General features: G+C 64.8%; 28 protein-coding genes, 1 tRNA gene and 1 pseudogene. 10 read left to right on the top strand and 20 right to left on the bottom strand.

Translation table 11 applies throughout. The features are described from left to right. Window positions 1-8: 8 nt before the first annotated feature. The 7 genes from ASD80_RS06735 to ASD80_RS06765 all read right to left on the bottom strand — a co-directional run bounded on the left by ASD80_RS06735 (window position 9) and on the right by ASD80_RS06765 (window position 6,957). Window positions 9-206 (bottom strand): hypothetical protein, encoded by a 198-nt coding sequence (locus tag ASD80_RS06735; protein WP_056230648.1) that lies wholly within the window; start codon window positions 204-206, stop codon window positions 9-11. Window positions 207-469: 263 nt separating this feature from the next. Continuing rightward, a complete protein-coding gene (pheT, locus tag ASD80_RS06740) occupies window positions 470-2,890 on the bottom strand; it encodes a phenylalanine--tRNA ligase subunit beta (RefSeq protein WP_056230650.1) in 2,421 nt (806 codons plus the stop codon). Between the two features lie 12 nt (window positions 2,891-2,902). Beyond that, entirely contained in the window at window positions 2,903-3,943 is a 1,041-nt protein-coding gene (locus ASD80_RS19240) for an ASCH domain-containing protein (protein WP_082555115.1), read from the bottom strand. A 1-nt stretch (window position 3,944) separates the two neighbouring features. Beyond that, window positions 3,945-5,075: a phenylalanine--tRNA ligase subunit alpha gene (pheS, locus tag ASD80_RS06750; protein WP_056231317.1), complete on the bottom strand. Its 1,131-nt coding sequence runs from the start codon at window positions 5,073-5,075 to the stop codon at window positions 3,945-3,947. 287 nt (window positions 5,076-5,362) lie between these two features. Further along, complete coding sequence (gene rplT, locus ASD80_RS06755) at window positions 5,363-5,764, bottom strand: 50S ribosomal protein L20 (RefSeq protein ID WP_056230652.1); 402 nt, start codon at window positions 5,762-5,764, stop codon at window positions 5,363-5,365. Between the two features lie 20 nt (window positions 5,765-5,784). Continuing rightward, window positions 5,785-5,985, bottom strand: a complete 201-nt coding sequence (gene rpmI / locus ASD80_RS06760; protein WP_056230654.1) for a 50S ribosomal protein L35 — start codon at window positions 5,983-5,985, stop codon at window positions 5,785-5,787. A gap of 117 nt (window positions 5,986-6,102) precedes the next feature. Then, a complete protein-coding gene (locus ASD80_RS06765; protein ID WP_056230656.1) occupies window positions 6,103-6,957 on the bottom strand; it encodes a glycosyltransferase family 2 protein in 855 nt (284 codons plus the stop codon). Window positions 6,958-7,070: 113 nt separating this feature from the next. On the opposite strand from ASD80_RS06765, the gene ASD80_RS06770 reads away from it, so the two are divergent. After that, on the top strand, window positions 7,071-7,490 hold the full coding sequence (locus ASD80_RS06770) for an Hsp20 family protein (RefSeq protein WP_056230658.1): 420 nt from the start codon (window positions 7,071-7,073) through the stop codon (window positions 7,488-7,490). Window positions 7,491-7,505: 15 nt separating this feature from the next. After that, entirely contained in the window at window positions 7,506-7,793 is a 288-nt protein-coding gene (locus ASD80_RS06775) for a DUF1150 family protein (RefSeq protein WP_056230660.1), read from the top strand. 128 nt (window positions 7,794-7,921) lie between these two features. Here ASD80_RS06775 and ASD80_RS06780 read toward each other — a convergent pair whose 3' ends face one another. The 8 genes and pseudogenes from ASD80_RS06780 to lnt form a co-directional block, all read right to left on the bottom strand. Next, on the bottom strand, window positions 7,922-8,389 hold the full coding sequence (locus tag ASD80_RS06780; RefSeq protein WP_056230662.1) for a PTS sugar transporter subunit IIA: 468 nt from the start codon (window positions 8,387-8,389) through the stop codon (window positions 7,922-7,924). A gap of 48 nt (window positions 8,390-8,437) precedes the next feature. Then, window positions 8,438-9,013, bottom strand: coding sequence for an HPF/RaiA family ribosome-associated protein (locus ASD80_RS06785; protein WP_056230664.1), 576 nt, complete (start codon window positions 9,011-9,013; stop codon window positions 8,438-8,440). A gap of 455 nt (window positions 9,014-9,468) precedes the next feature. Continuing rightward, the gene (rpoN, locus tag ASD80_RS06790; RefSeq protein WP_056230666.1) at window positions 9,469-10,980 is read right to left on the bottom strand and encodes an RNA polymerase factor sigma-54; all 1,512 of its coding nucleotides are present in this window, start codon (window positions 10,978-10,980) and stop codon (window positions 9,469-9,471) included. 271 nt (window positions 10,981-11,251) lie between these two features. Then, window positions 11,252-12,034: pseudogene (gene lptB, locus ASD80_RS06800) on the bottom strand (LPS export ABC transporter ATP-binding protein); the annotation flags it as partial. Next, on the bottom strand, window positions 12,001-12,471 hold the full coding sequence (locus ASD80_RS06805) for an LptA/OstA family protein (RefSeq protein WP_082555117.1): 471 nt from the start codon (window positions 12,469-12,471) through the stop codon (window positions 12,001-12,003). The pseudogene lptB and the gene ASD80_RS06805, both read right to left, overlap by 34 nt. Further along, window positions 12,468-13,109, bottom strand: coding sequence for a hypothetical protein (locus tag ASD80_RS06810; RefSeq protein WP_056230674.1), 642 nt, complete (start codon window positions 13,107-13,109; stop codon window positions 12,468-12,470). The genes ASD80_RS06805 and ASD80_RS06810 overlap by 4 nt, the downstream gene beginning before the upstream one ends. A gap of 15 nt (window positions 13,110-13,124) precedes the next feature. Beyond that, the gene (locus ASD80_RS06815) at window positions 13,125-13,739 is read right to left on the bottom strand and encodes a ribonuclease D (protein ID WP_056230676.1); all 615 of its coding nucleotides are present in this window, start codon (window positions 13,737-13,739) and stop codon (window positions 13,125-13,127) included. Between the two features lie 63 nt (window positions 13,740-13,802). After that, the gene (lnt, locus tag ASD80_RS06820; protein ID WP_056230677.1) at window positions 13,803-15,416 is read right to left on the bottom strand and encodes an apolipoprotein N-acyltransferase; all 1,614 of its coding nucleotides are present in this window, start codon (window positions 15,414-15,416) and stop codon (window positions 13,803-13,805) included. 182 nt (window positions 15,417-15,598) lie between these two features. On the opposite strand from lnt, the gene tsaB reads away from it, so the two are divergent. From tsaB to ASD80_RS06845, 5 genes are all read left to right on the top strand, one after another. After that, window positions 15,599-16,201: a tRNA (adenosine(37)-N6)-threonylcarbamoyltransferase complex dimerization subunit type 1 TsaB gene (tsaB, locus tag ASD80_RS06825; protein ID WP_056230680.1), complete on the top strand. Its 603-nt coding sequence runs from the start codon at window positions 15,599-15,601 to the stop codon at window positions 16,199-16,201. Beyond that, the gene (gene rimI / locus ASD80_RS06830) at window positions 16,198-16,677 is read left to right on the top strand and encodes a ribosomal protein S18-alanine N-acetyltransferase (RefSeq protein ID WP_056230682.1); all 480 of its coding nucleotides are present in this window, start codon (window positions 16,198-16,200) and stop codon (window positions 16,675-16,677) included. The genes tsaB and rimI overlap by 4 nt, the downstream gene beginning before the upstream one ends. 89 nt (window positions 16,678-16,766) lie before the next feature. Beyond that, window positions 16,767-17,156: a Fur family transcriptional regulator gene (locus ASD80_RS06835; protein WP_082555149.1), complete on the top strand. Its 390-nt coding sequence runs from the start codon at window positions 16,767-16,769 to the stop codon at window positions 17,154-17,156. Further along, window positions 17,153-17,956 carry a lysophospholipid acyltransferase family protein gene (locus ASD80_RS06840; protein ID WP_056230685.1) on the top strand — a complete coding sequence of 268 codons (804 nt, stop codon included), beginning with the start codon at window positions 17,153-17,155 and terminating at the stop codon, window positions 17,954-17,956. Before ASD80_RS06835 ends, ASD80_RS06840 begins: the two co-directional genes overlap by 4 nt. Before the next feature lie 248 nt (window positions 17,957-18,204). Then, the gene (locus ASD80_RS06845; protein ID WP_056230687.1) at window positions 18,205-18,462 is read left to right on the top strand and encodes a hypothetical protein; all 258 of its coding nucleotides are present in this window, start codon (window positions 18,205-18,207) and stop codon (window positions 18,460-18,462) included. Here ASD80_RS06845 and ASD80_RS06850 read toward each other — a convergent pair. Further along, window positions 18,425-18,706: a hypothetical protein gene (locus ASD80_RS06850; RefSeq protein WP_156460365.1), complete on the bottom strand. Its 282-nt coding sequence runs from the start codon at window positions 18,704-18,706 to the stop codon at window positions 18,425-18,427. The two genes, ASD80_RS06845 and ASD80_RS06850, sit on opposite strands and share 38 nt — an antisense overlap. A gap of 209 nt (window positions 18,707-18,915) precedes the next feature. Between ASD80_RS06850 and ASD80_RS06855 the strand changes: the two genes are divergently transcribed. Beyond that, window positions 18,916-19,614, top strand: coding sequence for a hypothetical protein (locus ASD80_RS06855; RefSeq protein ID WP_056230691.1), 699 nt, complete (start codon window positions 18,916-18,918; stop codon window positions 19,612-19,614). Here the strand turns inward: ASD80_RS06855 and pncB are convergent. From pncB to ASD80_RS06875, 4 genes are all read right to left on the bottom strand, one after another. After that, window positions 19,604-20,914, bottom strand: coding sequence for a nicotinate phosphoribosyltransferase (gene pncB / locus ASD80_RS06860; protein WP_056230694.1), 1,311 nt, complete (start codon window positions 20,912-20,914; stop codon window positions 19,604-19,606). The two genes, ASD80_RS06855 and pncB, sit on opposite strands and share 11 nt — an antisense overlap. 269 nt (window positions 20,915-21,183) lie before the next feature. Next, window positions 21,184-22,341, bottom strand: a complete 1,158-nt coding sequence (locus ASD80_RS06865; RefSeq protein WP_056230696.1) for a winged helix-turn-helix domain-containing protein — start codon at window positions 22,339-22,341, stop codon at window positions 21,184-21,186. 195 nt (window positions 22,342-22,536) lie between these two features. Then, a tRNA-Ala gene (locus ASD80_RS06870) sits at window positions 22,537-22,612 on the bottom strand. 141 nt (window positions 22,613-22,753) lie between these two features. Then, entirely contained in the window at window positions 22,754-23,158 is a 405-nt protein-coding gene (locus ASD80_RS06875; RefSeq protein WP_056230698.1) for a TIGR02300 family protein, read from the bottom strand. 165 nt (window positions 23,159-23,323) lie between these two features. Here ASD80_RS06875 and aroA point away from each other — a divergent pair, with 165 nt between their 5' ends. Both aroA and cmk read left to right on the top strand, forming a co-directional pair. Beyond that, window positions 23,324-24,685 carry a 3-phosphoshikimate 1-carboxyvinyltransferase gene (aroA, locus tag ASD80_RS06880; RefSeq protein WP_082555118.1) on the top strand — a complete coding sequence of 454 codons (1,362 nt, stop codon included), beginning with the start codon at window positions 23,324-23,326 and terminating at the stop codon, window positions 24,683-24,685. Next, window positions 24,682-25,320 (top strand): (d)CMP kinase, encoded by a 639-nt coding sequence (gene cmk / locus ASD80_RS06885; RefSeq protein ID WP_056230700.1) that lies wholly within the window; start codon window positions 24,682-24,684, stop codon window positions 25,318-25,320. Before aroA ends, cmk begins: the two co-directional genes overlap by 4 nt. The last annotated feature ends 62 nt before the right edge of the window (window positions 25,321-25,382 follow it).

Here is a 25,382-nt window from a genome sequence, read left to right on the forward strand (position 1 = left end):
TGCCCCGCTCAGTCGGGCGCGATATGGGGATCGGGCGGTAGCGGCAGCAGGTCGGGAACGTCCCTATAGGCCTTGGCGTCGCAGCGCCGGGCGGCTTCTTCCACCAGCAGGCGTATGACTTCGCCGCCCTCGACCGGCATGATGGCCAGGGCCTGCAGCAGATGATCGCGAGCAGTTTCGTAGCGGCGGTCAGGCAGCGAGGTCATGGCGGCACTCCACGCCCCTCCCCGCCGCTACAATGAGCAGGAGGGGAGGAGAGGCTATTAACGGCCGGGACACAATTTGAGGCGGTTTGTAGGGGTGGCGCTTTGGGGCGCCGATATCGGGGGGAAACACTCCCCACCCTTGATCCAGCCATTCGGGCACAGCCCTCATGGCCTTGTTCACTCAAATCGCTCCACTGGAGCGATTTGACCCTTCGGGTCGCTCCAAGCCCTGAAGCATTGTGCCCGCCAGTTTTCGCGGGCATCTACGCCCGCAGCGTGCCGCCGGATGTCTTGGTGACGGCGGCGACAATGCCTGCGGAAATCCTGTCGATATCTTCCTCGGTGAGTGTCTTGTCCGAGGGCTGGATGGTCACTTCGATGGCGACCGACTTCTTGCCCTCGCCGACATGGCTGCCTTCGAAGACGTCGAACACCGTCACGTCCTTGATCAGCGCCTTGTCGGCGCCGCGGGCGGCGCGGAGAATGGCGGCCGCCGTGACCGCCCGGTCGACGACGAAGGCGAAGTCGCGGGTGAGCGGCATCAGCGCCGACAGATCGAGCGCCGGCTTGGTGCGGGTGGCTTTTTTCCGCGGCTCGGGCAGCGCATCGAGATCGAGCTCGAAGGCGACGACGGGGAAGTCGATATCGAGCTGGGTGGCCCAGGCGGGATGCAGTTCACCGAACCAGCCGAGGGTCTTGGGGCCCTGGGCGACGCGGCCGCCGCGGCCGGGATGGCTCCACGGCGCGGGTTCGGCGAAGAGCTGGACCTTGTCGATGTCATAGCCCAGCGCATCGAGCACGGCGCCGAGATCGGCCTTGGCATCGAAGACGCCCACGGCTTCGGGCTTGCCGGACCAGTGGCGGCCAGCACCGGTCAGCCTTGCCGTGCCGGTGCGGATGCCGGTGGCATAAGTGTGCTGGCCTTCGGGCGCATCGCTGAGGAAGACCTGGCCGACTTCGAAAATGGCCAGATCGGCAAGGCCGCGATTGGCATTGCGGCGGGCAGCCGCGAGCAGGCCCGGCAGCAGCGACGGGCGCATGTCGGTCATGTCGGAAGCGATGGCATTGGCCAGTTGCAGGCCTTCGCTGCCGCCGCCGAAGCGGGTGGCTTCGTCATGGCTGATGAAGCTCCAGGTGACGGCTTCATCAAGGCCGCGCGCGGCCAGGGCCCGGCGGGCGATGCGGCGGCGGTTCTGGATATTGGTCAGCATGCGCGGGGCGACATGGCTGAGGCGGGCCAGCGGCTCGACCGGGACATTATCGACGCCGACCATGCGCATGACCTCTTCGACCAGGTCAGCCTTCTGCGTCACGTCGGGGCGCCACGAGGGCACCTTGACCGAAAGCACATCGCCCTTGCCCGAAATCTCGAAACCGAGGCGGGTCAGGATGGCATTGATGATCATCGGCTCGACCGTGAGGCCAGTGAGGCGGCGCACTTCGGCAAGCGGGAATTCCACACCGGTATTGGGGAACACGTCTTCACCCGATATCGCCGGCTCCATCGGCTCGCCGCCGCAGAGGTCCATGACGAGGCGGGTGGCCAGTTCCAGGCCCGGCTCGGTCAAGGCAGGATCGACTTGGCGTTCGAGGCGATAGCGGGCATCGGAGACGATGCCGGTCTTGCGGCCGGTGCGGGCGACCAGTTCGGGGTCCCAGCTGGCACATTCCATGAAGACATTGACGGTCTCGTCGGTGGTGCTCGAGCGGATACCGCCCATGATGCCGCCGAGGCAGAGCGGCCCGAGATCATCGGCGATGACGGTCATGGTCTCGTCGAGCGAGTAAATCTTGTTGTCGAGCGCGTCGATGGTCTCGCCGGGGCGGGCATTGCGCAAAACCGGCTGGCCCACAATCTTGTCGGCATCATAGGCGTGGAGCGGGCGGCCCCAGCCGAGCGACACCCAATTGGTGATATCGACAATGGCATTGACCGGACGCAGGCCCACGGCGCGCAGGCGCTGCTGCAGCCAGGCGGGGGACGGGCCGTTCTTCACATTCGCAATATAGCGGCCACCGAATTTTCGGCTGGTCCTGGGCTCATCGGCCCCAAAAAGCTGCGGCAAGGGCGCAATGGGGCTCTCGCCCTTCGAAGGAACCGGCGACATGTCGGTGGCTTTGAGCGTGCCGAGGCCGAAGGCGGCCAGATCGCGCGCAATGCCGTAGACTCCGGTGGCGTCGCCGCGATTGGGGGTGATCGAGATATCGAAGACCACGCCATTGATGCCGGCATAGTCGGTGTATTTCACGCCGACGGGTGCATCCTCGGGCAGTTCGATGATGCCGTCATGATCGTTGCTCAGTTCCAACTCGGCATTGGAGCAGAGCATGCCATTGCTGACCTGGCCCCGGATATTGCCCTTGCCGATAGTCATGTCCTTGCCCGGAATATAGGTGCCAGGGAAGGCGAAGACCGACTTGAGGCCGGTGCGGGCATTGGGGGCGCCGCAGACCACGTCGATCAATTCGCCGGTGCCGGCATCGACCTTGCACACGCGCAGCTTGTCGGCATTGGGATGTTGCTCGGCCGAGACGATATGGGCGGTGACGAAGGCGGAGAGCGCCTTGCCCTGGTCTTCCATGCCTTCGAGTTCGAGGCCGACCTTGGTCAGCGTCTCGCCGATTTCGGTGGCGGACGCATCGGTATCAAGGTGCTCCTTGAGCCAGTCGAGGGTGAATTTCATGGTTTTGGCACCTTAGCGGAAATCGGACTTGCTGCCCGAAATGGGCGGCAGGGCATGGGAAATCTTGAACAGTTCGACGAGGACATTGGCGAAGCCATTGGCATCGTCGATAGCCTTGTGGGTATGGGCGATGTGGCCGTAAAACTCGGCCGGCAGCTTGCTCATGCCCCAATCCAGATAGGGCGCGCCGCGCAATGTGCCGGCCATGGTATAGAGGCAGATGCCGCCGCCGCGGAAAATCTGGCGGTCCTTGAACGGGCCGGAAAGCGCCCGCGTACCTGCATACTCATCGAGATAGTGGTCCATCCACAGCCCGTCGAAGATCATCGGCGCGGCGACGAAGACTTTTGGGCCGGGCAGGTTTTCCACCCAGTCGGCATAGCGCGGCATGACCTCGGCCGGGTCTTCGGCATTGGCCGTGGTCGCGGCCCAGGCCTCGGGCTGGGTGGCCCACCATTCCATGGTCTGCTCATTGGTGGTGCGGTCCGGGCGTTGGAGGAGTTGGGCCTCGAATGTGCCATGGCGCGTGCCGTCGGCCTCTATGGCGACCGAGGCAAAGCTCAGCATGGAATTGTGCAGCGGCGTCGGGCCGTCGGATTCGATGTCGGTGACGATGAAGATGGGCGTGGCGACCTGATTGTAGACCGGACGCCCGGCGGGCAGCACGGTCACCAGACGGAAAGTCTCGCAGACAATGTCCATGTCTGGCGAGAAGCCGCCATTGCGGGCGAAATAGGCCTCGTGGCCGGCGCGCCAGGCGGCGTAGTCGCCCTCGCCTTCGCGGTCGGTGAAATCGGGGGTGATGGCATCGAAGCGCCGCGTCTCGACGGAGAGCGTCTCGATAACCGCCGCTTCTTCGCCCGCCCCGTTGAGCACGATGTCTCGCCTTCCGGCCACGGGCATGGGCTCGCCAGCCGCGCCATAGTCGCGTAGCGCACCGCAGGTGGCGGTCTTCCTGCCGGCAAGCACCAGCGCGAGCAGGCTGTCGGCCAGCTCCGGCGCGTCGCCGAAGCTGAACCTGATCGGCTCTGGTCTGGTGCCCTGGTCAGTCACTTTAGCTGCTCAGCCCCCCAAACAGCGTCGGCAAATCCAGCGGCCTGAACCCATAGTGGTCAAGCCAGCGCTGGTCACCATCGAAGAAGGCGCGCAAATCCGGCATGCCGTATTTCAGCATGGCGATGCGGTCGATCCCCATGCCCCAGGCGAAACCCTGGTAGATATCGGGGTCGAGGCCGGCATTGCGGATCACATTGGGATGGACCATGCCGCAGCCCAAAATTTCGAGCCAGTCGCTGCCCTCGCCGATCTTCACTTCCGAGCCGGAGCGGTCGCATTGCACATCGACTTCCATGCTCGGCTCGGTGAAGGGGAAGAAGCTGGGGCGGAAGCGCAGGGTGACGTTGGGGATTTCGAAATAGGCCTTGAGGAATTCCTCGAGCACCCAGCGGAGCTGGCCGATATGGCTGGACTTGTCGATGACGAGGCCTTCGACCTGGTGGAACATCGGGGTATGGGTCTGGTCGCTGTCATTGCGATAGGTGCGGCCGGGCATGACCACGCGGATGGGCGGGTCCATGGCGGGGGTGATGTAGCTCGCCGCCGGCTTCTCGTTGGTCTTCTGCATGACGCGCATCTGCACCGGCGAGGTGTGGGTGCGCAGCACCTTTTTCACGCCATCGGCGCCCATCTTCATGAAGAAAGTGTCGTGCATCTCGCGGGCCGGGTGGCCTTCGGGGAAGTTCAGCGCGGTAAAATTGAAATAGTCGGTCTCGATATCGGGGCCTTCGGCGATGGAGAAACCCATATCGGAGAAAATGGCGGTGATTTCGTCGATGGTCTGGCTGACCGGGTGGATGCGGCCCCTGGCAGTGGGCGCGGGCCGCAAAGGCAGGGTGATATCGACGGTTTCGGCCTTGAGGCGAGCGTCGAGCGCGGCGGATTTGAGGGCGCCGCTCTTGTCCTCGATCAGGCCGGCAATCTCGGCCTTGAGCCCGTTAATGGCGGGACCGGCGCTCTTGCGCTCTTCGGGCGCCATGGAGCCGAGCGAGGCGAGGAGGGCGGAAACGCTGCCCTTCTTGCCGAGGGCCGAAACGCGCACGGCGTCGAGCGCGGCTTCGTCTCCGGCGGCGGCAATGGCGGCCGAAAGGTCGGCGCGGAGGGTGGCGATCTGGTTCTCGAGGGACATGGCGGTCTCGTGGGGCAATATTGCGGGCGGTTAGAGCATTTTGGGCGGGCAGAGTCAGGCCAAAAATCGTGTCTTGTGGCCCGATCTTGAAGTCGGCCTTCCCTCCCCCTTGAGGGGAGGGATCGAGGGAGGGGGTCGTTGGGTGATCCACCGATGGCCCCCCACCCCCGCCTCTCCCCTCAAGGGGGAGGGGAGCCGACGTTCAGCGCGCCCAAAACAAAACGCCCTGCGCCAGCCCTTTCGGGTCGGCGCAAGGCGTCAATTCGGGCCTCAGCGAAGCTGGGGAGTTAGGCGGTGACGCGCTCGTGGGTCGTCTTGTCGACGCTTTCGAGATACGCGAGTGCTGCCTTGGCCTTGGCGACCAGCACGCCGAACGCCTCGGGCTGGGTGATCGCGAGATCGCTCAGCACCTTGCGGTCGACGGCAACCTCAGCCTTGCTGAGGCCGTCGATAAATCGGCCATAGGTCAGCCCGTAATCGCGCACGGCGGCGTTGATACGCTGGATCCAGAGGGCGCGGAAATTGCGCTTCTTGATGCGACGGTCGCGGTAGGCATACTGGCCAGCCTTGTCGACGGCCTGCTTGGCGATACGGATCGTCGACTTGCGGCGGCCATAATAGCCCTCCGCAGCCTTCAAGACCTTCTTGTGACGGGCGTGGTTGGTAACGCCTCTTTTAACGCGTGACATGTGTCAGCTTCCCTTCAGCGTTAGCGGTTGTACGGCATGTACCACTTCACCAGACCTTCATCGCCCTTGGCGAGGATCTTGGTGCCGCGGTTGGTGCGGATGTACTTGGCGTTGTGGTTGATCAGGCGGTGACGCTTGCCGGCGACGCCTGCCTTGACACGACCGGTCGCTGTGAAGCTGAAGCGCTTTTTGGCGCCAGACTTCGTCTTCATCTTGGGCATTTTGCGGGTCCTTATAAGAGATCGGATGGATTTGGGCCCATCGCATTCAAGAACCGCCACGGCATGCCTTTTGGCCGGGCGATCCGGAGAAGTCGGCTCTATAGGGGGAAAGAAGGCCTATGGCAAGCCCCGGCCGGCCGCCGCGAGCATGGGTTGCAGGTGATCCTCGAACAGCAGGCCGGGATGGGCCGCCAGCGCCGCCTCGTAGCGGGCTTCGGCCTGGAGCGAGATGCGCAGGAACGCGGCGCAGCCTTCGGCTTCCTCGGCGGGGAGGCCATAATGGCCGGTTTCGAGGCGGCGCAGGATTTCGGTCTTGCTGGCGATCATGCCGGTGGCGACATTCTTGCCGTTGCTCATCGAGCTGGAGCGCTTGATATAGTCGTGCAGCGGCGTGCCCAGATGCATGGATGTCGGCGCGGTGCGGTAGAGCTGCAGCAGGAATTCGAGATCGGTCATGTTGCTCATGGTGGGGTCGTAGCGGCCATCGGCGCGGCGGCGGTCCCAGACGATCATCGAATCCATGGAGAGGCTGACCCATTTGTGGGTGCCGGCACTGAGCACGCGGTCCGGTCCGTCACCGACATGGCGCAGATGGGCAAAATCCTCGGTCATCACATCGAGGGCGGTCGAGACAATGCCGTGCTCGGCGAGCGCCGCTACGGCCTTTTCCAGCTTGCGCGGTTTCAGCCGGTCGTCGGCGTCGAGAATGGCGGCATAGGGCGCGGTGATCCGTTCCAGCGCCACGTTGCGGGCATTGGAGGCGCCGCGGCCGTTGCCGCCGCTGGACAGGAAGCGGATGCGGGGATCGGCTATGCCGGCTTGGGCCAGGAAGCGTTCATAGTCGAAGCCGTCATCGGCGATGAGCCAGAGTTCCCATTCCGCATGGGTCTGGGCCAGGGCGCTGGCGACCGTGGTGACGATGGTGGCCTGGGCGTTCCAGGCGGGGGTGATGATGGCGACGGTCTGATCCATGGCGGCACTCTTGAACGGGACACCGGCTTGTCCCATATCTCTGCTCAGGTGCGCGATGCCAAGATTTGACGGGTCCGCACCGATACGTTGCTTGATACTCAAGGACGGCGTGGATGTCGCGTATTTCAGTGTTTTCCGCTCCCTTTCTCCTCGGCTTCGACAGCTTCGAGGAGAGGATCGACCGGCTGGCCAAGTCCGCCGACGGCTACCCGCCCTACAATATCGAGCGCACGATAGATGCCGACGGCACCGAAAGGTTCCTGATTTCCATTGCCGTGGCCGGCTTTGGCGCCAGCGAGCTCGAAGTGCTGGCCGAGGACAACCAGATCGTGGTCCGCGGCAGGCAGAAGGACGAGCCCGAACGGGAATTCCTGCATCGCGGTATCGCCGCCAGGCAGTTTCAGCGTTCGTTCATCCTGGCTGATGGCATGATCGTGAAGGATGCAACTTTAGGGCATGGTATGCTCGTTGTTGCTGTTGAGCGTCCGCAGACGCCCAAGATCGCCCGACGTATCGACATTCGCTCAATATGAGGAAAGGGCCGACAGATGTTTGAAAAACGCAATGACGAGGCCGCAGCCGAAAAGCTGATCCACCCGCTCAAATCCCTGACGCGCGCCCAGTTCGCTGCGCTGGGCGGCGATGCCGTGGCCTATATGCGGCCGGTCAGCGGGGCCATCCTGTCGACCATGATCCATGACGCCGAATTCGACGCGGCGACGGAATACCAATTGCTCATGTCGGCCGATGGCACGCCTTTGCTGGTGACCGACACCGAAGATGCCGTGGCCGACTGGCTCGGCGACAAGAATCTGGGCCTGGCGACGCTGCACTGAGCGGCAGGCCCCACCGACATTGCTGGATTGCAGCATCACCCGGCTTGTCCGGGTGATGCATTTTCTGAACCCGGAAGATGGATTGGCCGGGCAATGACGATGATGGCGGGCACTGGCCGCGCCAGCGATCAAGCCGCGTAGTGCGTCGCGACCGGGGCCGTGAAGATGGCGCGAAGCTGCACCGGGTCCTCGGCGCGGCGCAAATCCTCGACCACGGCTTCGGTGCGCAGCAGCCGCGCCACGCGCGACAGGGCCTTCAGGTGATCGGCGCCGGCGCCGGTGGGCGCCAGCAGCATCACCACGATATCGACCGGCTGGTCATCGACCGAATCGAAATCGATCGGCTGGTCCAGCCGCGCCACGAGGGCCGTGACGCCCTTGAGGCCGGCTATCTTGCCATGGGGAATGGCAATGCCATTGCCCAGCCCGGTCGAGCCCAGTTCTTCGCGCGTGGTGATCGACTCGAGGATTTCGGCGGCCGCATGGCCGGTGATCTCCGCTGCCCGCTCGGCAAGGTCCTCAAATAACTGGCGTTTCGTTGTGACGCCCATGCAACAAAGCACGGCGCGCTCAGCCAGGATATCGGCCAATTCCATCAAGTCTGCCCTAGAATAAGCTACGCTGAATGTTGGCGTCGGGAGCCATCAATTCGTCCCGAGGGCTGGATCAATCCAGCCTATATTTCCGTCGGAGCGGCGGTAGACCACATTCAGCCCGCCATGTCCAGCGTGGCGGAACATCACAACCTGGCTACCGATCAGGTCCAGTTCCATGACGGCCTCCTCGACGCTCATCTGGCGCAGGTTCCTGGTGGTTTCGGCAATCACCGGGGGCGCGTAATCCTCGTCGAGTTCGTCGATATCGCCGGCAGCGCCGAACACGGTATATTGCGCGACCACGCCATCGGCATCGCCATTCATGCCGCGCGGACGCTGCTTGAGCTTCCTGTTGTAGCGGCGCAGGCGCTTTTCGATATTGAGCGCCATGACCTCGTAGGCGCTGGTGGCATCGCCCCCCTGGGCGCTGGCCTGCAGCGTCGCCCCGGAATCGAGGTGGACGACGCAATCGGCCCGAAAACCGATGCCATCGGGGGTGAGGGTCAGATGTCCGTCATAGCCGCCGTCGAAATATTTGCCGACCACGGCCTCGAAATGGTCCTGCGCCTTGCCGCGCAGGGCATCGCCGACATCCATGTTCTTTCCCGAAACGCGTAAGGTCATGGCTTGCTCTTCCTTCTGTCGTTCTGATGCGACGCAAGGATCCCGAAAGCCGGCTCCCGGTTTTCGGGATCACGTCTGCAGCCTGCCACTTGGATGTGGGTAGCCTGCAGCCACGATGCTAGCCCTGCGCGCGCCGCAGATGCAATGCGCAATGCCCCCCACCGGGTCGTTTATCCTTTGGACATCGCCACACAATGGCCTTAGCCTTCGCGGGCGGTTGAGGGGCGGGTGATTTGTTGGTGCCATGGACCCCGCGCCCGACGCGATATGCCGCGTTTTGCGGCTTGGGCCGCTTACCCACACCCTTCACCGGCCGTCACCCTCGGGCTTGACCCGAGGGCGTTGCACTTACGGAAAATGCAGCAAGTACAGAGCCCTCGGGTCAAGCCCGAGGGTGACGATCCGGGATGGGGAACGTGCTGTGGATTTGCGGGGGCAGCCGCAGGTATTCCAGCCTACCCCACCGCTTCCAGGTTTTTCTTCTGGCGCCGTCGGATCACGGACGAGGGGATGTTCATGCCCTCGCGGTATTTGGCGACGGTGCGGCGGGCGACGTCGATGCCCTGCTCTTTTTTCAGCATGTCGGCGATGGTGTCGTCGGAGAGGATGTCGCTCAGCGCCTCGGCCTCGATGAGCTGGCGGATGCGGTGGCGCACCGCCTCGGCCGAATGCTCGCTGCCGCCGTCGCTGGAGGCGATGGCGGTGGTGAAGAAGTATTTCATCTCGTAGAGGCCGCGCGGCGTCGCCATGTATTTATTGGAGGTGACGCGGCTGACCGTCGATTCGTGCATGTCGATGGTTTCGGCGACCATCTTGAGCGTCATCGGCTTGAGATGGGCGATGCCGTGGGTGAGGAAGCCATCCTGCTGGCGCACGATCTCGGCGGCGACCTTGAGAATGGTCTGCGCCCGCTGGTCGAGGCTCTTGGTGAGCCAGTTGGCGGTGGCCAGGCAATCGGACAGGAACGACTTTTCCGCCGGGTCGCGGGTCTTCTTGGTCACGCTGGCATAGTAGACGCGGTTGACCAGCACGCGCGGCAGGGTTTCGGTATTGAGCTCGATCTGCCAGGCGCCATCGGGCCCGCGGCGCACGAAGACGTCGGGCACCACCGATTCGACCGGACCGCTGTCGAAGGCCAGGCCCGGCTTGGGATCGAGCTGGCGGATTTCGCCCAGCATGTCCATCAGGTCTTCGCGGTCGCAGCCGACGGCGCGCATCAGGCCGGCCATGTCATGCTCGGCCAGCAGGCCGATATTGTCGAGCAAAGCCTGCATCATCGGATCGAGGCGGTCGCGGTCGCGGAGCTGGATGGCCAGGCATTCCGGGACGGTGCGTGCAAAGACCCCGATGGGATCGCAGCCCTGCAAAGCCTCGAGCACCGCCTCGATATCGGCCGGTTCGGCTCCAAGCTGGGTGGCCAGGGCATCGAGATCGGCGGTGAGATAGCCGGCCTCGTTAAGGCCGTCGATCAGGTGGCGGGCGATGAGGCGATCCGTAGCGGTGCGCAGAATCATGTTGGCCTGCGCTTCCAGATGCTCGCTCAGCAGGGGCCGGCTGGCGACAAACTGGTCGATATCGGGCGCTTCGCCGCCTTCGCCGGCGCCATTGCGGTCGAGCCGGCTCTGCGGATTGAGCTGGTCCTGCGCGCCCTGGTCGGGAAAGACGTTTTCGACCGCGGTATCGTAGCCATCGGCGATGGAGGTGGCATCCTGGATGCGCTCGCCGCGATCCACCGTATCCTCATAGGCACTGATTTCGGTGGAGCGCTCGGGGATTTCGGCCGGCTCGACCTCGCCCGGCTCGGCGCCGTCCTCGCGTTCGAGCAAGGGATTGCGCAGCAGTTCGGCATCGACGAAGTCGTTGAGTTCGAGGTGGCTGAGCTGCAGCAGCCGGATCGACTGCATCAGTTGCGGCGTCAGCGTCAGGCTCTGGGCCTGGCGGAATTCGAGACGCGGCGAAAGTGCCATTCAATCGGGACCCTTGGCGGATAGCGCTGCCGCCTCTGCGGCTTCCGGGGGGACCATGACTGATTTACGGGAGGCGGGCAAGCTGAAGGGCAAGTTCCGTGCCAAGTTGGAGAACGGGGTTATGGGGCGTGTCGTGCCACGCCCTCGTGGTTCGAGGCTCGCGATGGGCTCGCACCTCACCATGAGGGCTACTGGAACGCCGGGCTAAAAGTAGCCCTCATGGTGAGGTGCGCTTCTTCAACGCCTCGAACCACGAGGGCGTGGCACGATTCTAAAGCTCGAACCCCTCGCCCAGATAGACCCTTCTCGCATCGGGATCGGCGCTGATGGTTTCGGGGCGCCCCTGGATCATCACCTTGCCGCCATGGATGACATAGGCGCGATCGACCAGGCCCAGCGTTTCGCGCACCGCATGGTCGGTGATCAGCACGCCGATGCCCCGGCGGGTGAGCTGGCGCACCAGGCCCTTGACCTCGCTGACGGCGATGGGATCGACGCCGGCAAAAGGTTCGTCGAGCAGCATGAAGGCCGGATCGGCGGCCAGCGCGCGGGCGATCTCGACACGGCGGCGCTCGCCGCCGGACAGCGACAGGGCATTGGTATCGGCCAGGTGGGCAATGGAGAATTCATCGAGCAGGGCATCGAGCCGGGCCTGGCGCTCGCCCCTGCCCTTCACATGATTTTCGAGTACGGCCAGGATATTGCCGCGCACCGTGAGGCCACGGAAGATCGAGGGCTCCTGGGGCAGGTAGCCGATGCCGAGCTGGCCGCGCTGGAACAGAGGCAGGCCGGTAATGTCGCGGCCATCGAGGCTGATGGAGCCGCCATCGGGCTTGACCAGGCCCATGATCATGGTGAAGACCGTGGTCTTGCCGGCGCCATTGGGGCCGAGCAGGCCGACAGCTTCCCCCCGGCGCACGGCGATGGAGACATCGCGCACCACGACGCGCTTGCCGAAGCTCTTGGCCAAGCCATGGGCCACCAGCCAGCCGGTCTGGTCGATGCGCGGCTTGCCCGAGGTCATTGCGAGGTAAAGACCCCGGTGACGCGGCCGCCATCGCCGCTATTGGTGAAGGTCGAGACGTTGGTTTCCAGGTTCACCACCAGTTCGCCCGCGCCGATCGTGCCGCCGGAATTGGTGACCAGCACATTGCCGGTCAGCCGCAGCAACTGGTCGCCGGGGGTAAAGACGGCGCGGTCCCCGGTGGCATCCTGCTCGGTGGTCAGCAGGCGCACCGAGCCGGTGGCGATGAAGCTCTCGATGTCGCTCGGCCCGGCCTCGCCATAGATGGCGACCACCTTGTCGGCCCAGACCTTCACGGTGGGATGAACCACCACGACATTGCCGGTGAACACGGCTTCCTGCGTATTCTCGTCGACCGTGAACAGGTCGGCCGTGATTTCCACTTGCTGCTGCGCGCAGGCCGGCTGGGCGGATAGCAACAAAACGAGCAACAGCGGCAGGGGGGACTTGCGCAAGGATGACATCATGGGGCGGACCGGGCTCCGGGCGTATCGGGCAGGGTGACGGTGGCGTGGGAGAATGTCCAGACCAGCCCCACCGGATCATAGGTCACGCCCCCGGCCACGATATGGGTGCCATCGGCATGATCGAGAGTCACGGGGCCTTCCCCCACCAGCTTCTGGGCCACATAGTCGAAAACCGAGTCATAGATGGTTCCGGTCGTGCCCTGCGAATTGCCGACATGGGCCACGTCCTCGACGACGACCAACTGATTGGTGGTGTCGAGCAGGGCCCGAGGCGCCCGCACCTCCATGCTGACGCCATCGGGCCGCTTCATGGTGAGATGGGCATCGGTCAGCCCGATGCGGTCGGTGGCATCGACCGCGGCCTGGGCGGCGGTGGCCGAGACGCGATAGGCGGTGCCATTGTCGAGCAGGCCAGAATATTCCGGCGCTTCCACCATGACGCTTTCAGCGGAAACCACGATCTGGCCGATGCCGAAGCGGCTGGTCTGGCTCGATATGTAGATCTGCAACAGCAAGGCGGCGAGGGCGACGACGCCGAGAGCCGGTATGGCGAGGCGCAGGATCGCCACCACGCGGTTGCGGGATTGCAGCCCCCGGTAGACGGCCAGCCTTTGGGCCGCGTCGGCATGCAGGTCCATGCGGCTCTCCGGCTGCTAGCTATGGGCGAAGATGTCGGTTTCTTCCCAGCCGAGCAAATCGAGTTCGCAGCGCGTCTTGAGGAAGTCGAAGCAGGACTGGGCCAATTCGGTGCGCCCCTCACGCCGCAGCATGCGATCGAGATGACGCTTGAGATCGTGCAGGTAGAGCACGTCGGAGGCGGCATAATCGAGCTGGGCATCGCTCAGCTTGTCGCTGCCCCAGTCCGAGCTCTGCTGCTGCTTGCTGAGATCGACATTGAGCAGTTCGCGCACCAGATCCTTGAGGCCATGGCGGTCGGTATAGGTGCGCACCAGTTTACTGGCGATCTTGGTGCAATAGACCGGGCCGGTGACCACGCCGAAGCGATTGCGCAAAGCGGCGACGTCGAAGCGCGCATAATGGAAAATCTTGGTGACACCGTCATCGCCCAGGAGCTTGACCAGATTGGGCGCCTCGGTGGCGTCCTGGGGGATCTGCACCACGTCGGCGCTGCCATCGCCGGGCGAAAGCTGGACGACGCAGAGCCGGTCGCGATGCGGGTTGAGCCCCATGGTCTCGGTATCGATCGCCACTTCGCGGCCATAGCGGGACAGGTCGGGCAGGTCGCCGCGGTGCAATCGGGTAGTCATGGCTGGCTCCTGCAATTTGATATGTATTTCTCTTGGCACAGCAAGAGGGCGTTGGAAAGGCGGCTAGACACGCCTGCGCCGGCCATTGCGGGCAGCCACCAGCGAGACGAGCAGCCCGGCAAAGAGGGCGATCAGCAGCGGCCAGTAGCGCAGCTGGGAGAAGACCGTCGCCGCCAGCCGCTCATGCGGGCGCACATCGAGGGCGGCCATCTGCTGCGGCGCGATCTGGGCGGTGATGCGGCCGAGCGGATCGGTGGCGAAGGTCAGCCCCGAATTGGCCGATCGGACCAGGCTCATGCCCTCCTCGACGGCGCGCACGCGCGCATGATGGGCATGCTGGGCCGGGCCGATGGAACCATCGAACCAGGCATCATTGGTGATGTTGAACAGGAATTGCGCGCCCGCCGTATCGCCCAGATCGCCGGAAAACAGGATTTCGTAGCAGATCAGCGTCAGGAAGGGGGGCGTCGCGGGCAGGCTCATCAGCCGGCGGCGGGCGTCGCCATGGGCCCAGCCATCGGCACCGGGCACGAACTGCTTGATGCCGAGTTGGGCGAAGAAGGCACCAAAGGGCAGGAACTCGCCGAAGGGCACCAGGTGGGACTTGTCGTAGCTGGCGATCACCTCGCCATTGGTGTCGATGGCGAGGACGGCATTGAACGGCGGGCCGGATGGCTCGGTGGCGCCGGGCTCGTATTGCTGGCGCGGCGCGCCGGTCAACAGGGTCGCGCCATCGGGCAGGAGGCGCGCGATGCGGGCCAGCGCCTCGGGATAGGTGGCGAGGAAGAAGGGCAGGCTGGATTCGGGCCAGACCAGGTGGGTGATGTCGGCCAGGCCCTGATCGGTGGGGTCCATGCGCATGTCACTCAGCATCAGCAGGCGATCGATCAGCGCCACGGGGTCGACATTGCCGAAATCGGCATGCTCGTAGACCAGCGGCTGCACGAGGCGCAGGGCGATATCGGTGCGTTCGGTGGCGATGGTGCCGGTGAGGCGGTTGTAACCGAAGCCGAGCTGGCCGGCGATGACGGCAAGCGCCAGGAAGAAGGGCAGCAGGCGCCGGGAAAGGCTGCGGCCATCGGCGGGCCAGATCAGCGCCGGCGTCATGGCGAGCAGCGCGGCCAGCAGCGTCAGGCCATAGATGCCGATGACGGCGGCGAGCTGCATCATCTCGTCGGTGGGGGTCAGCGCATAGCCGAGCAGATCGAAGGGGAAGCCGGTCAGCACATGGCCGCGGGCCCATTCACCCATGGTGAGGAAGGTGGCGAGGGTGACGATGCGCCAGGGGCCGTGGCTCCACAACAGATGCGCCAGCGCACTGGCCACGCCCCAGAAGAAGGCGATCAGCGCTGCCAGCGCCAGGATGGCGAAGGGCATGAGCACGATCATCATGCCGCCATCGACGAAGAAGGCGGCGCCCAGCCAGTGGAAGGCGACGGTGAAATAGCCCCAGCCAAAGGCAAAGCCGATGGTGAAGGCCGGGCCGAGGAACCGCCGCCAGCCGCGCTGCCTGCCGGCGCCATCCAGGCACCAGACCCAGACGGGGAAGGCGACGAACAAAGCCGGCACCACAAAGAGCGGCGGAACGGACAGGCCGGCAATGGCCCCGGCCAGCACCAGCAGCGCAAAGCGCCGCCAGCCATGACTGAGCATGGCGGTCTCGGCCAGCCAGGTCATGTCGGGGCTTTCGGCGAATCAGGGCGCATGGCGGCAAGGTCGCCGTGACAACGGGAGGCGTCAAGGCAAGGTTGGTGGCACGCCCTCGTGGTTCGAGGCTCGTAAAGAACTCGCACCTCACCATGAGGGCGTGGCGAGATGGCAGGCTCGACACCGACTGCGCCCGGCGCTAGAGCGGAGGCATGACCATCACCCTCGCCATCGATACCGCCGCGCCGCGCCTGCAACTGGGTCTGCTGCTGGCCGATGGCCGTGTGGATGTGTCAGTGGACGAGGTCGCCACCGGGCATGCTGAGCTGATCTTCGGGCGGATCGCGGAACTGCTGGCACGCAACGGCATCGGCTATGCCGATCTCGAACGCGTGGTGACGACGACGGGGCCGGGTTCGTTCACCGGGCTCAGGATCGGGCTCAGCGCCGCACGCGGAATCGCGCTGGCGCGCGGCATTCCGGTAGTGGGCCTATCGAGCCTCGTCGCCCTGTCGCTGGCTGAGGAAGGTCCATCGACCGTGCTGCTCGATGCGCGGCGGGACGAGGCTTACTTCCAGGTCTTTGCCGGGCCGGGGCAGCCAGGGACAGCGGGCGACCTGCTGCCCATGGCCATCGCCCAGGCGGCGATCGTGCCGGGAACCACGCTGATTTCATCGCCATTCGTCGATATCGGGCTGGTGGCGCGCCATGGCGCCACGCTCGACCCCTCTACCAATCCGCCCGAGCCGAACTATATCCGCGATGCCGATGCCAAGCCGCAGACGGCGGCGCGGATCGAAAGGCGCGGAGCATGATCAAGTTGTGGATGGCGCCGGCAGGGCTGCATATCGAGCCCGGCAGGATGGCCGACGCGAAGGAACTGGCCCGCATCCACGCGCTGGGCTTCTATCGCGGCTGGCCGGTGGGCGAGTTCGAGAGCTTCCTCGGCGATGCCAATAGCCCGGTCTATGTCGCCTGCGATGCCCGCCGGCGCATTGCCGGCTTTGCGCTAGTCCGGGTGGTGGAAGACGAGGCGGAACTGCTGACCATCGCGGTCGATCCGAAATGGCGGGGCAAGCGCATCGGGCAGGCGCTGATGAAGGCGGTGTTCGATGACCTGCTGCTGACGCCGGCGCGACGCATGTTCCTCGAAGTCAGCGAGGAGAATGCGCCGGCCATCAAGCTCTACCAGCGCGAGGGCTTTGCCAGCATTTCCACCCGCAAGGGCTATTATCCCAAAGCCGACGGGTCGCAGGCGACCGCGCTTGTCATGGCACGCGATCTTGGGTAACCCCGTCGCTGGATAGACCGGTTGGGAGTTCAGGCGTGAGCAGAAGCCAGACTGATCCGACGCTGGAGGAAGCCTGCGTCTCCAAGGGCATGCGCATGACCGACCAGCGGCGCGTCATCGCCCGGGTGATCGAGCAGGCAGACGACCACCCCGATGTCGAAGAGCTCTACCGCCGCGCCTCCGCCGTGGATGCGCGCATCTCGCTCTCGACCGTCTACCGCACCGTCAACCTGTTCGAGGAAGCGGGGCTGGTGACCAAGCACGACTTCAAGGATGGCCGCGCCCGCTTCGAGCTGATCCCCGACGAGCACCACGACCACCTGATCGATATCCGCAGCGGCACGGTCATCGAGTTCCGCAACGAGGAGATCGAGGCCATCCAGGAGGTCATCGCCAAGCGGCTGGGCTACCGGCTGGTCGACCACCGGCTCGAACTCTATGCCGTGCCCATCGAAGGCTCCGACAGACTCAAAAAATGATCTTCCGCGTGCTGTTCTTCATCTTCGTGCTGGTGCCGGCGATGATCCTCATCATCCCCGCACAGGCGCTGATCAATGCGCTCAGGCTGCCCTTCTGGAGCGTGCTGCCGCGCCTGTTCCACCGCATCGGGCGCGTGTTTCTCGGCATGCGGGTAACCGTCATCGGCCAGCCGGCGACCGGGCGGCCGACGCTGCTGGTGTCCAACCACATTTCGTGGACCGATATCATTGCCGTGGGCTCGGTGGCCGATGTGACCTTTGTCGCCAAGCGCGAAGTGGGGGAGTGGTTCTTCGTCGGCATGATGGCCCGGCTGCAAAAGACCATCTTCGTCGATCGCACCCGCCGCTCGGATGCCGGCCGCACCGCCCAGGAAATGGGCGCCCATATGGCCGGCGGCAATGCCGTGCTGCTGTTTGCCGAGGGCCAGTCCGATATCGGCACCCATGTCCTGCCGTTCCGCTCGGCGCTGGTCGGCGCAGCGCAGCATGCCATGGTGGAGGCCGGGGCCAGCGACGTGATGATCCAGCCGCTGACCATCGCCTATACCAGGCTCCAGGGCCTGCCGGTGGGGCGCACCGAGCGCTCGCTGATCGCCTGGATCAAATCCAAGTCGGTCGGGCAGAATATTCGGGAAATTCTCGGCGGGCCGGTCAAGGAGGTGACGGTGGCCTTTGGCACGCCGCGCCCGCTGCGCGACACCGACAACCGCAAGCTCGTCACCAAGGCGGCCGAAAACGACGTACGCGCCATGCTGGTGGCGCTCAACCGCGGCCAGAAACTGCCGGTGGTGGCGGGGTAGCTTTCTTCACCTCGCCCCTGAGGGGAGAGGTCGACCCGAAGGGTCGGGTGAGGGGTTCAGTGTTGCGTGGGGCATCGGGGCTTTCATCGGCGATGAACCCCTCACCCCACCCTCTCCCCTGAGGGGAGAGGGAGCCCACGCTCGGTGCCACCCGATCCATAAAACTTTACCCGGTAATCCTAACGGGTGCTTCCGTTTGGCCGTAAAGGATTTGTTAGCTATCACCGTCCGGTAACGCGGAGGCGGAAATGGCTTGGGAAGTGCTGGCAATCTGGGGGATCGTGATCGCGACCACCGTGTGGTTTTTCCGCGATGAGCGGCGCCTGCGCGCCGAAGCCGATTTGAAGCAGGCCGCCCGCTACTATGCCCACGCCCCCAAATATCGCCATGTCTCGGTCGAGCCGGCCGAAGCGCCCGCTCCGGCGCCGCAGCCCCGCACCGGCGGCCTCAACCGCGAGCAGCGCGCCTTCATCGCGGCCCTGACGGCTCCGAAGGCGTCGGCATAACCCCAAGGCTCGCCTTGAGCCGGGACACGATATCGGCCGCCTTGAGCATCAACGCCATGTCGGCATCCGCGTCGCTGGCGCCTTCGGGCACATCGGCCCAGACCGGGATGGTCAGCTCGTGGGTCTGCTCCTGCTCGCCCAACTGTTCCACCAGCACCGCCCGGACATGACCGGTCACACGCCCGGCAAGGCGTGGATGCGCCTGCTTGTCGCGCACGGTGATATCGATGAGCTGCAAAGTCATACCGGCCCCTATCGGAGCCCCCATCCGGACGCTAATCCGGCATGGTTCCCAGGACGTTAACGCGCGTCACGGAATCGTGTTCTCCACAGGCGGTAATGCCGGACAGGAAGAAAGGGTTCCGTCCGCTCCATTCCCCGATCCTGCACGGATTGCCATCACCGGCCGGATGAGGGCACAGTTTCGACGCGACCGGCCGGAGTGAGGGTGTCATGACTTTGTTGGGAAAAGGCGTGGTGGCCATATGGAACGGCATCGCGCCGGGCCTCGAAGACGCGTTTCTCAACTGGCATGTGCATGAGCATATGCGCGACCGCGTCGGCCTGCCCGGTTTCCAGCGCGGCCGCCGCTATGTTTCGATCGACGGCAGTCCTGGCTTCTTCAATTTCTACGAGACCGAATCACTCGCCGACCTGACGTCCGAGGCCTATATGGCCGCGCTCAATCACCCGACGCCCTGGACCGGCAGGGTCATTCCGCATTTCACCCAGATGTCGCGCACGCTGTGCCGCGTGGTGGCGTCGTCGGGTCGCGGGGCAGGCGCCGTCATCGAGACCGTTCGCCTGGCCAGCCGGGTGGCGCGCGACGCTTTCATCGCGGACATGACCGCCAACATCATCGAGCCGGCCGTGGGCCGATCCGCCATTGTCGGCGCCCACCTACTGGAGGGCCAGTCGGCTGCACAGCCGGTCGAGACGGCCGAAACCAGGCTGCGTGGCGCGGGCGAGGTAGCCGACTGGATCATGCTGGTCGAAGCGGCGCGCCATCAGGACATTGTCGCGCTGCGCCGCGACCTGATCGGCGACGACGCCATCATCGCCTGTGGCGCCGCCCCCGCGATCCGTCGCGGCGCCTATGGGTTGCAGTTTGCGCTGTCCCGCACCGACCTGGAGGCGGCCCCTAGACCTTGACCGGGTGTTCGACCCGGCCGGTATCGCCGAAGATACGGACATAGCGGGCGATTTCGTCCGGCATGCCGGTGGCCTTGGCCGGGTTGTCGCTGAGCTTGACCGCGGGATGGCCATTGGCCTCGCTGACCTTGGCGACGATGGAAATCGGGTCGAGCCGCGGATTGGGCCCATCGGGCGCGCAGCCCTCGAAATCGTTGGTGAGATTGGTGCCCCAGCCGAAGGCCATGCGCACCTTGCCGTCGAAATGGAGATAGGCTTCCTCGATCATGTCGACATCGAGCCCGTCCGAAAAGATCAGCAGCTTGTCGCGCGGGTCGCGGCCGCGTTCCTTCCACCAGGCGATGATGCGCTCGCCGCCCTCGATGGCCGGGGCGCTGTCAGGGCGAAAGCCGGTCCAGTCGGCGACCCAGTCCGGCGCGTTGCGCAGGAAGCTGTCGGTGCCGAAGGCGTCGGGCAGCACGATCTTGAGGTTGCCTCCGTAATAGCTCTCCCAATCGGTCAGCACCTGATAGGGCGCGGCCAGCAGGGCGTCGTCGGTCTTGGCAAGGGCCGCCAGCACCATGGGCAGCTCATGGGCATTGGTGCCCAGGGCTTCGAGGTCATTGTCCATGGCCAGCTTGACGTTGGAGGTGCCGGTAAAGGCCTCGCCGATGCCTTCCTTGAGCGCCTCGACGCACCAACGCTGCCACAGGAACGAGTGGCGGCGGCGGGTGCCGAAATCGGAAATCCTGAGCTCGGGCAGTTTCTGCAGCCGCTCGACCTTTTCCCACATGCGCGCCTTGGCGCGGGCATAGAGCACGTCGAGCGCGAAGGGCCCGTAGTGCTTCATGGCGGCGCGGCTGCGCAGCTCGTTGATGATGGCGAGGGCCGGGATTTCCCACATCGTGGTTTCCAGCCACAGACCGGGAAATTCGAGCACGAACTGGCCATCCCGCTTTTCCAGCCGGTATTCGGGCAGGTGAAAATCCTCCAGCCACTTGAGGAAGGCCGGCTCAAAAATCTGCTTGCTGCCATAGAAGCTGTTGCCGGCCAGCCAGATCATCTCCTTCTTGGTGAAGCGGAGCGTGCGGACATGGTCGAGCTGCGCGCGCAATTCCTCGATGTCGATCTCCTCGGCCAGCCGCACCGATTTCGTGCGGTTGATCAGCGAGAAGGTGGCGTTGACGCGGGGATAGAGCCCCCAGATCATCTGCAGCATCAGCAGCTTGTAGAAATCGGTATCAAGCAGGCTCCGCACGATCGGATCGAGCTTCCAGGTGTGGTTATACACCCGCCGGGCAATATCGGTATAAGTCGCCATAGGTGGCCCCTAGTTCGCGGCAAGGCTTTTAGCGCGGGGATGGGGGGATGGAAAGCTTCGAGCCGGCCGAAGGCAAAATCGCTCCAGTGGAGCGATTTTAGGTGAGAAGGCCATGAGGGCTATGCCCGAATGGCGGTGGCGCGGACGAATGCGTTCGGTGAGCCCGCCCTCGCATATGGGCAGGCACGACCTCGCCAAGTCCGCCGCGCGGCTCCTCCCCCTTGACGGGGGAGGTTGGGAGGGGGTGTCGGTTGGCCCGGATATCGGGGCTAAACCACCCCCACCCTTGATCCCTCCAGCTGAAACGCCTCGAACCGCCCCAGAGCCTCGTCCACCGCTGTCCGCCCCTCGGCGCCCACATCCTCCAGCCAGGTGGCCCGCTGGATCAGCAGCTTTTTCGCCGCGCGGTCGGTCTTGAGGTCGAAGGCGGCGACCACGCGGTCGCCCATGAGGACGGGCAGGGCAAAATAGCCGAGCTGGCGCTTTGCCGCCGGCAGATAGGCCTCGAACAGGTGGTCGTAGCCGAAGAACAGCTTGAGCCGCTTGCGCTGGATGATGAGCGGATCGAAGGGCGAGAGGATATGGACCAGCGTGGGCGGCTCGCCGGCGTCGGCTGCGATGGTTTCCGGCTCAGCCCAATGCGGCACCTTTTCGGCGCCCTCGATGACAACAGGCACCAGCAGCTTGCGGCGAACGCGGCTGTCGATCAGTTCCCTGACCGCCTTCTTGCTCGGCGCATCGAGATGGCAGATGGAATCGAGGCTCACCACGCCCTGGCTGCGCAAGGCGCGGTCGAGCTGATAGGCGGTGACCTGCCTGGGCGTCGCGGCTTTGGGCGCAGCGCCGAAATGGCGCGCCATCAGGTCATAGGTCTTGACCATGCCCTGGCGTGCGCCCACGGTCACCAGACCCTGGAAGAACATCATTTCCAGCACCCGCTTGCTCGGCTTGCGGCTGGCCCAGGGATGATCCTTGTCAACCAGTTCATCGTCGCCGATATCGCGGATGGAGAGAGGGCCCTCGCGACGCAGCCGCTTCAGCATTTTTTTGACTTCGTCCGGCGTCACCGAGCCGAACCAGCGGCTGGGCGTGTCGCGATACTGCTTCATGGTCGGCACGAAGAAGGGTAGGTCGGACGTCGGCACATAGCTCAGCGCATGGGTCCAGTATTCGAACACCGACTTATCTGATGACTGGACCTGGGCGAGATCGGCGCGGCGGTAACCGGGAATGCGCGAGAACAGGATGTGATGGTGGCAGCGCTCGATGACATTGATGGTGTCGATCTGCACATAGCCCAGATGGGCAATGGCCGCGAGCGTGGCGGCAGGGCCATCGCCAAAGGGCGCGGCGGAATCAAGCCGCTGGGCGCGTATCCAAAGATGGCGGGCGCGGTTCTGGGAAAGGGTGATGGGCTTCCTGGGCACGGTGCATCCGAATCTGGAACGAGACCAGAAGAACCAAGCACCATGCCGGCGTCAATTCATGGCAGCAGCGATGTCGTGGGCGTGGTGCCGTTCGGAGGCAGGTCCGACGTATCAGCCTTCGCTTCTGAGAATTCCCGCTAAGTCTCAGCAGAGCCACGAGGGCTTGCCGAGCCGAAGCTGCAGAGCAGCGAAGGCTGGTGGAGCCAAGCGGGATCGAACCGCTGACCTCTTGCATGCCATGCAAGCGCTCTCCCAGCTGAGCTATGGCCCCATTCCTTTGGGTCTTCGAGAGGCTCAAGCCGTCCGAAGCGAGGCGGAACCTATTGGATGATTCCGACCGGCGCAAGTGCCTAAATGACACTTTTTCGTTCAGCCGGCTGACGAGATCAGCCGGCCAAAATCTCTTTTCAAATCAACGGTCTTCGTCGCCGCCGACGTCGAAGCCGAGTTCGTCGTCTTCGTCTTCGTCTTCCTCGAGGAAGACGTCGGCATCGTCATCGCCGAGCTCTTCGTCGACTTCCACGTCCTCGGTCTCGGGAATATCTTCCTCGCCCGATTCCTCGGCATCGGCATCCTCGAGCGAGACGATCTCGGGCGCTGCCGCGTCCTCGACCTCTTCTTCGACATCCTCTTCGTCCTCGTCGGCCACCTTGCGGGCGGTCGCGGGGGAGGGCTTGCCGGTCAGAACCTGCTCGAAATAGGAGCGCGGATAGCTCTTGCCGGTATAGGGCGAGACGATCGGGTCATTGCCGAGGTCGTAGAACTTCTTGCCCGTCTCGGGATCGGTGCGTTTGGTGCCGCGTTCGGAACTGGCCATCGATGTTCCTCGTCGTAAAGGTTTTGCGGGGCTTCTGGCCCCGGTTCGGTCAGTCCGGTTATGGACAAACACCGCCCCTGTCAAACCGAAAATGTGGAGAGCTGGTTCCCGCTCGCGCGGGGTGGTGGCCTTGCCGCGCCGGGCCGTGCTAAGCCGACTCCGCCCATGAACGAAATTGCCCAGCAGATTCCGGCCCAAACCGCCCCGCTCGCCAGCCACGGCGCCCACCCGTTGAGCGGGCGCTTCGTGACGCCCGGTGACAGGGCGATTTCCCACCGCTCGCTGATCCTGGGGGCGCTGGCGGTGGGCCAGACCAGCATCGAGGGCCTGCTGGAGGCCGAGGAGGTGCTGGCGACCGCAGCGGTCTTGCGCCAGCTCGGCGTGCGCATCGAACAGCGCGATGGCGCCTGGCATGTCCATGGGCTGGGGGTCGGCGGCCTACTGGCGCCGGAAGGCCCGCTCGAGCTGGGCAATTCGGGCGCCGGGGCACAACTGCTGGTGGGGTTGCTCGCCCCCTACCCCTTTGCATCGCCCTTTGTCGGGGGAGCGACTCTGACGCGCCGGACGATGGAGCCGTTGCTCGTGGCGCTGGCACAGATAGGGGCGACGGTGCGCGAGGCGGAGGATGGCGGCCTGACCTTGCATGGTCCGCTCATGCCGCTGCCGCTGCGCCATGTCATGGCGGCGCCGTCCGAGCCGATCAAGTCGGCGCTGCTGCTGGCCGCGGCCCAGATTGCCGGCACGACCACCATCATCGAGCCGGTGGCGACGGGCGATCATACCGAAACCATGCTGGCCGATTTCGGCGCTGCGGTAACGGTGGTGAATGACGAGGCGGGCGGTGCGACTATTTCCATCACCGGGATCGCCCCGTTGCAGCCGCGCCGCGTGGTGGTGCCGGGCGACCCGACCTCGGCCGCCTATCCGCTGGTGGCGGCGCTGATCGTGCCCGGCTCGGAGCTGGTGATCGAAAATGTGCTGGTCAACCCCAACCGCACCGGGCTCATCGACACGCTGCTCGAAATGGGCGGCGACATCGCCTTTCTCAACCAGCACGAGGCCGGCGGCGAGCATATTGCCGACCTGCGGGTGCGCTCGTCGCGGCTTCGGGGCATTGGCATTAGCGCCGCGCACGCGGCCGGCATGCTGGATGACATTCCGACGCTGGCCGTGGCTGCCGCCCATGCGCAGGGCGAAACCACGATCGAGGGCCTGGGCGCGTTGCGCCATCAGGAATGCGACCGGCTGGCGGCGATCGCCGCCGGGCTTGCCGCCAGCAAGGTGACGGTAAACGAAGGCGAAAACAGCCTGACCATTGGCGGCATCGGCAAGGTCGAGGGTGGCGGCATGGTGGCCAGCCGGGGCGACCACCGCATCGCCATGAGCTTCCTCATGCTCGGCCTCGCCAGCCAGAAGCCGGTGACGGTGGACGATACCGGCGCCATTGCCGCGCATTTTCCGGGCTTCGTGTCCGCCATGACCGCGGCGGGCGCCCGGTTCGAACCGGTGAAAGGACGCCAGAAATGATCATCGCGGTCGATGGACCCGCAGCTTCGGGCAAGGGCACGCTGGCCTCGGGCCTGGCCCGCCACTATGGCCTGCCCTATCTCGATACCGGCCTGCTCTACCGCGCCGTCGGGCGAGCGGTGGAGGCTTATGAGAACTCGCCCGAATTCGAGACGCGCGCCATCGCTGCCGCACAGGCGCTGGACGAAAGCGATGTCGAACCCGAATTCCTGCTTTCGGCCAAGGTGGGCACGCTGGCCAGCAAGGTGGCGGTGATCGGGGCAGTGCGGTCGGCGCTGTTCGACTATCAGCGCCAGTTCGCCACCCAGAACGGCGGCGCGGTGCTGGACGGGCGCGATATCGGTACTGTCATTGCCCCCGAGGCCGATGTGAAGCTGTTCATCCAGGCCGACAGCAAGTCGCGCATGGAGCGGCGGGCCCGCCAGCTCGAAGCGCGCGGCATGGTGGTTGACCGCTACGCCCTCTATCACCAGATAGAGGAGCGGGATGCGCGTGACATGCAAAATCCCAATGGCGGCTTCTACAAAGCCGATGACGCGCACTTGCTCGACACCACGCTTCTCGATATAGAGGCCGCACTCCGCGCAGCCATCGCGATTGTCGATGGGACCATGGCGTCCAAGGCAGGGTCTTAAGACCTTAATCCAACCTTGGATGGTTCGGCCCCGGCACTCACCCAGCGATCAGCCGGAAACTA

The sequence above is a fragment of the Devosia sp. Root635 genome, from assembly GCF_001427605.1.
GTDB lineage: Bacteria > Pseudomonadota > Alphaproteobacteria > Rhizobiales > Devosiaceae > Devosia.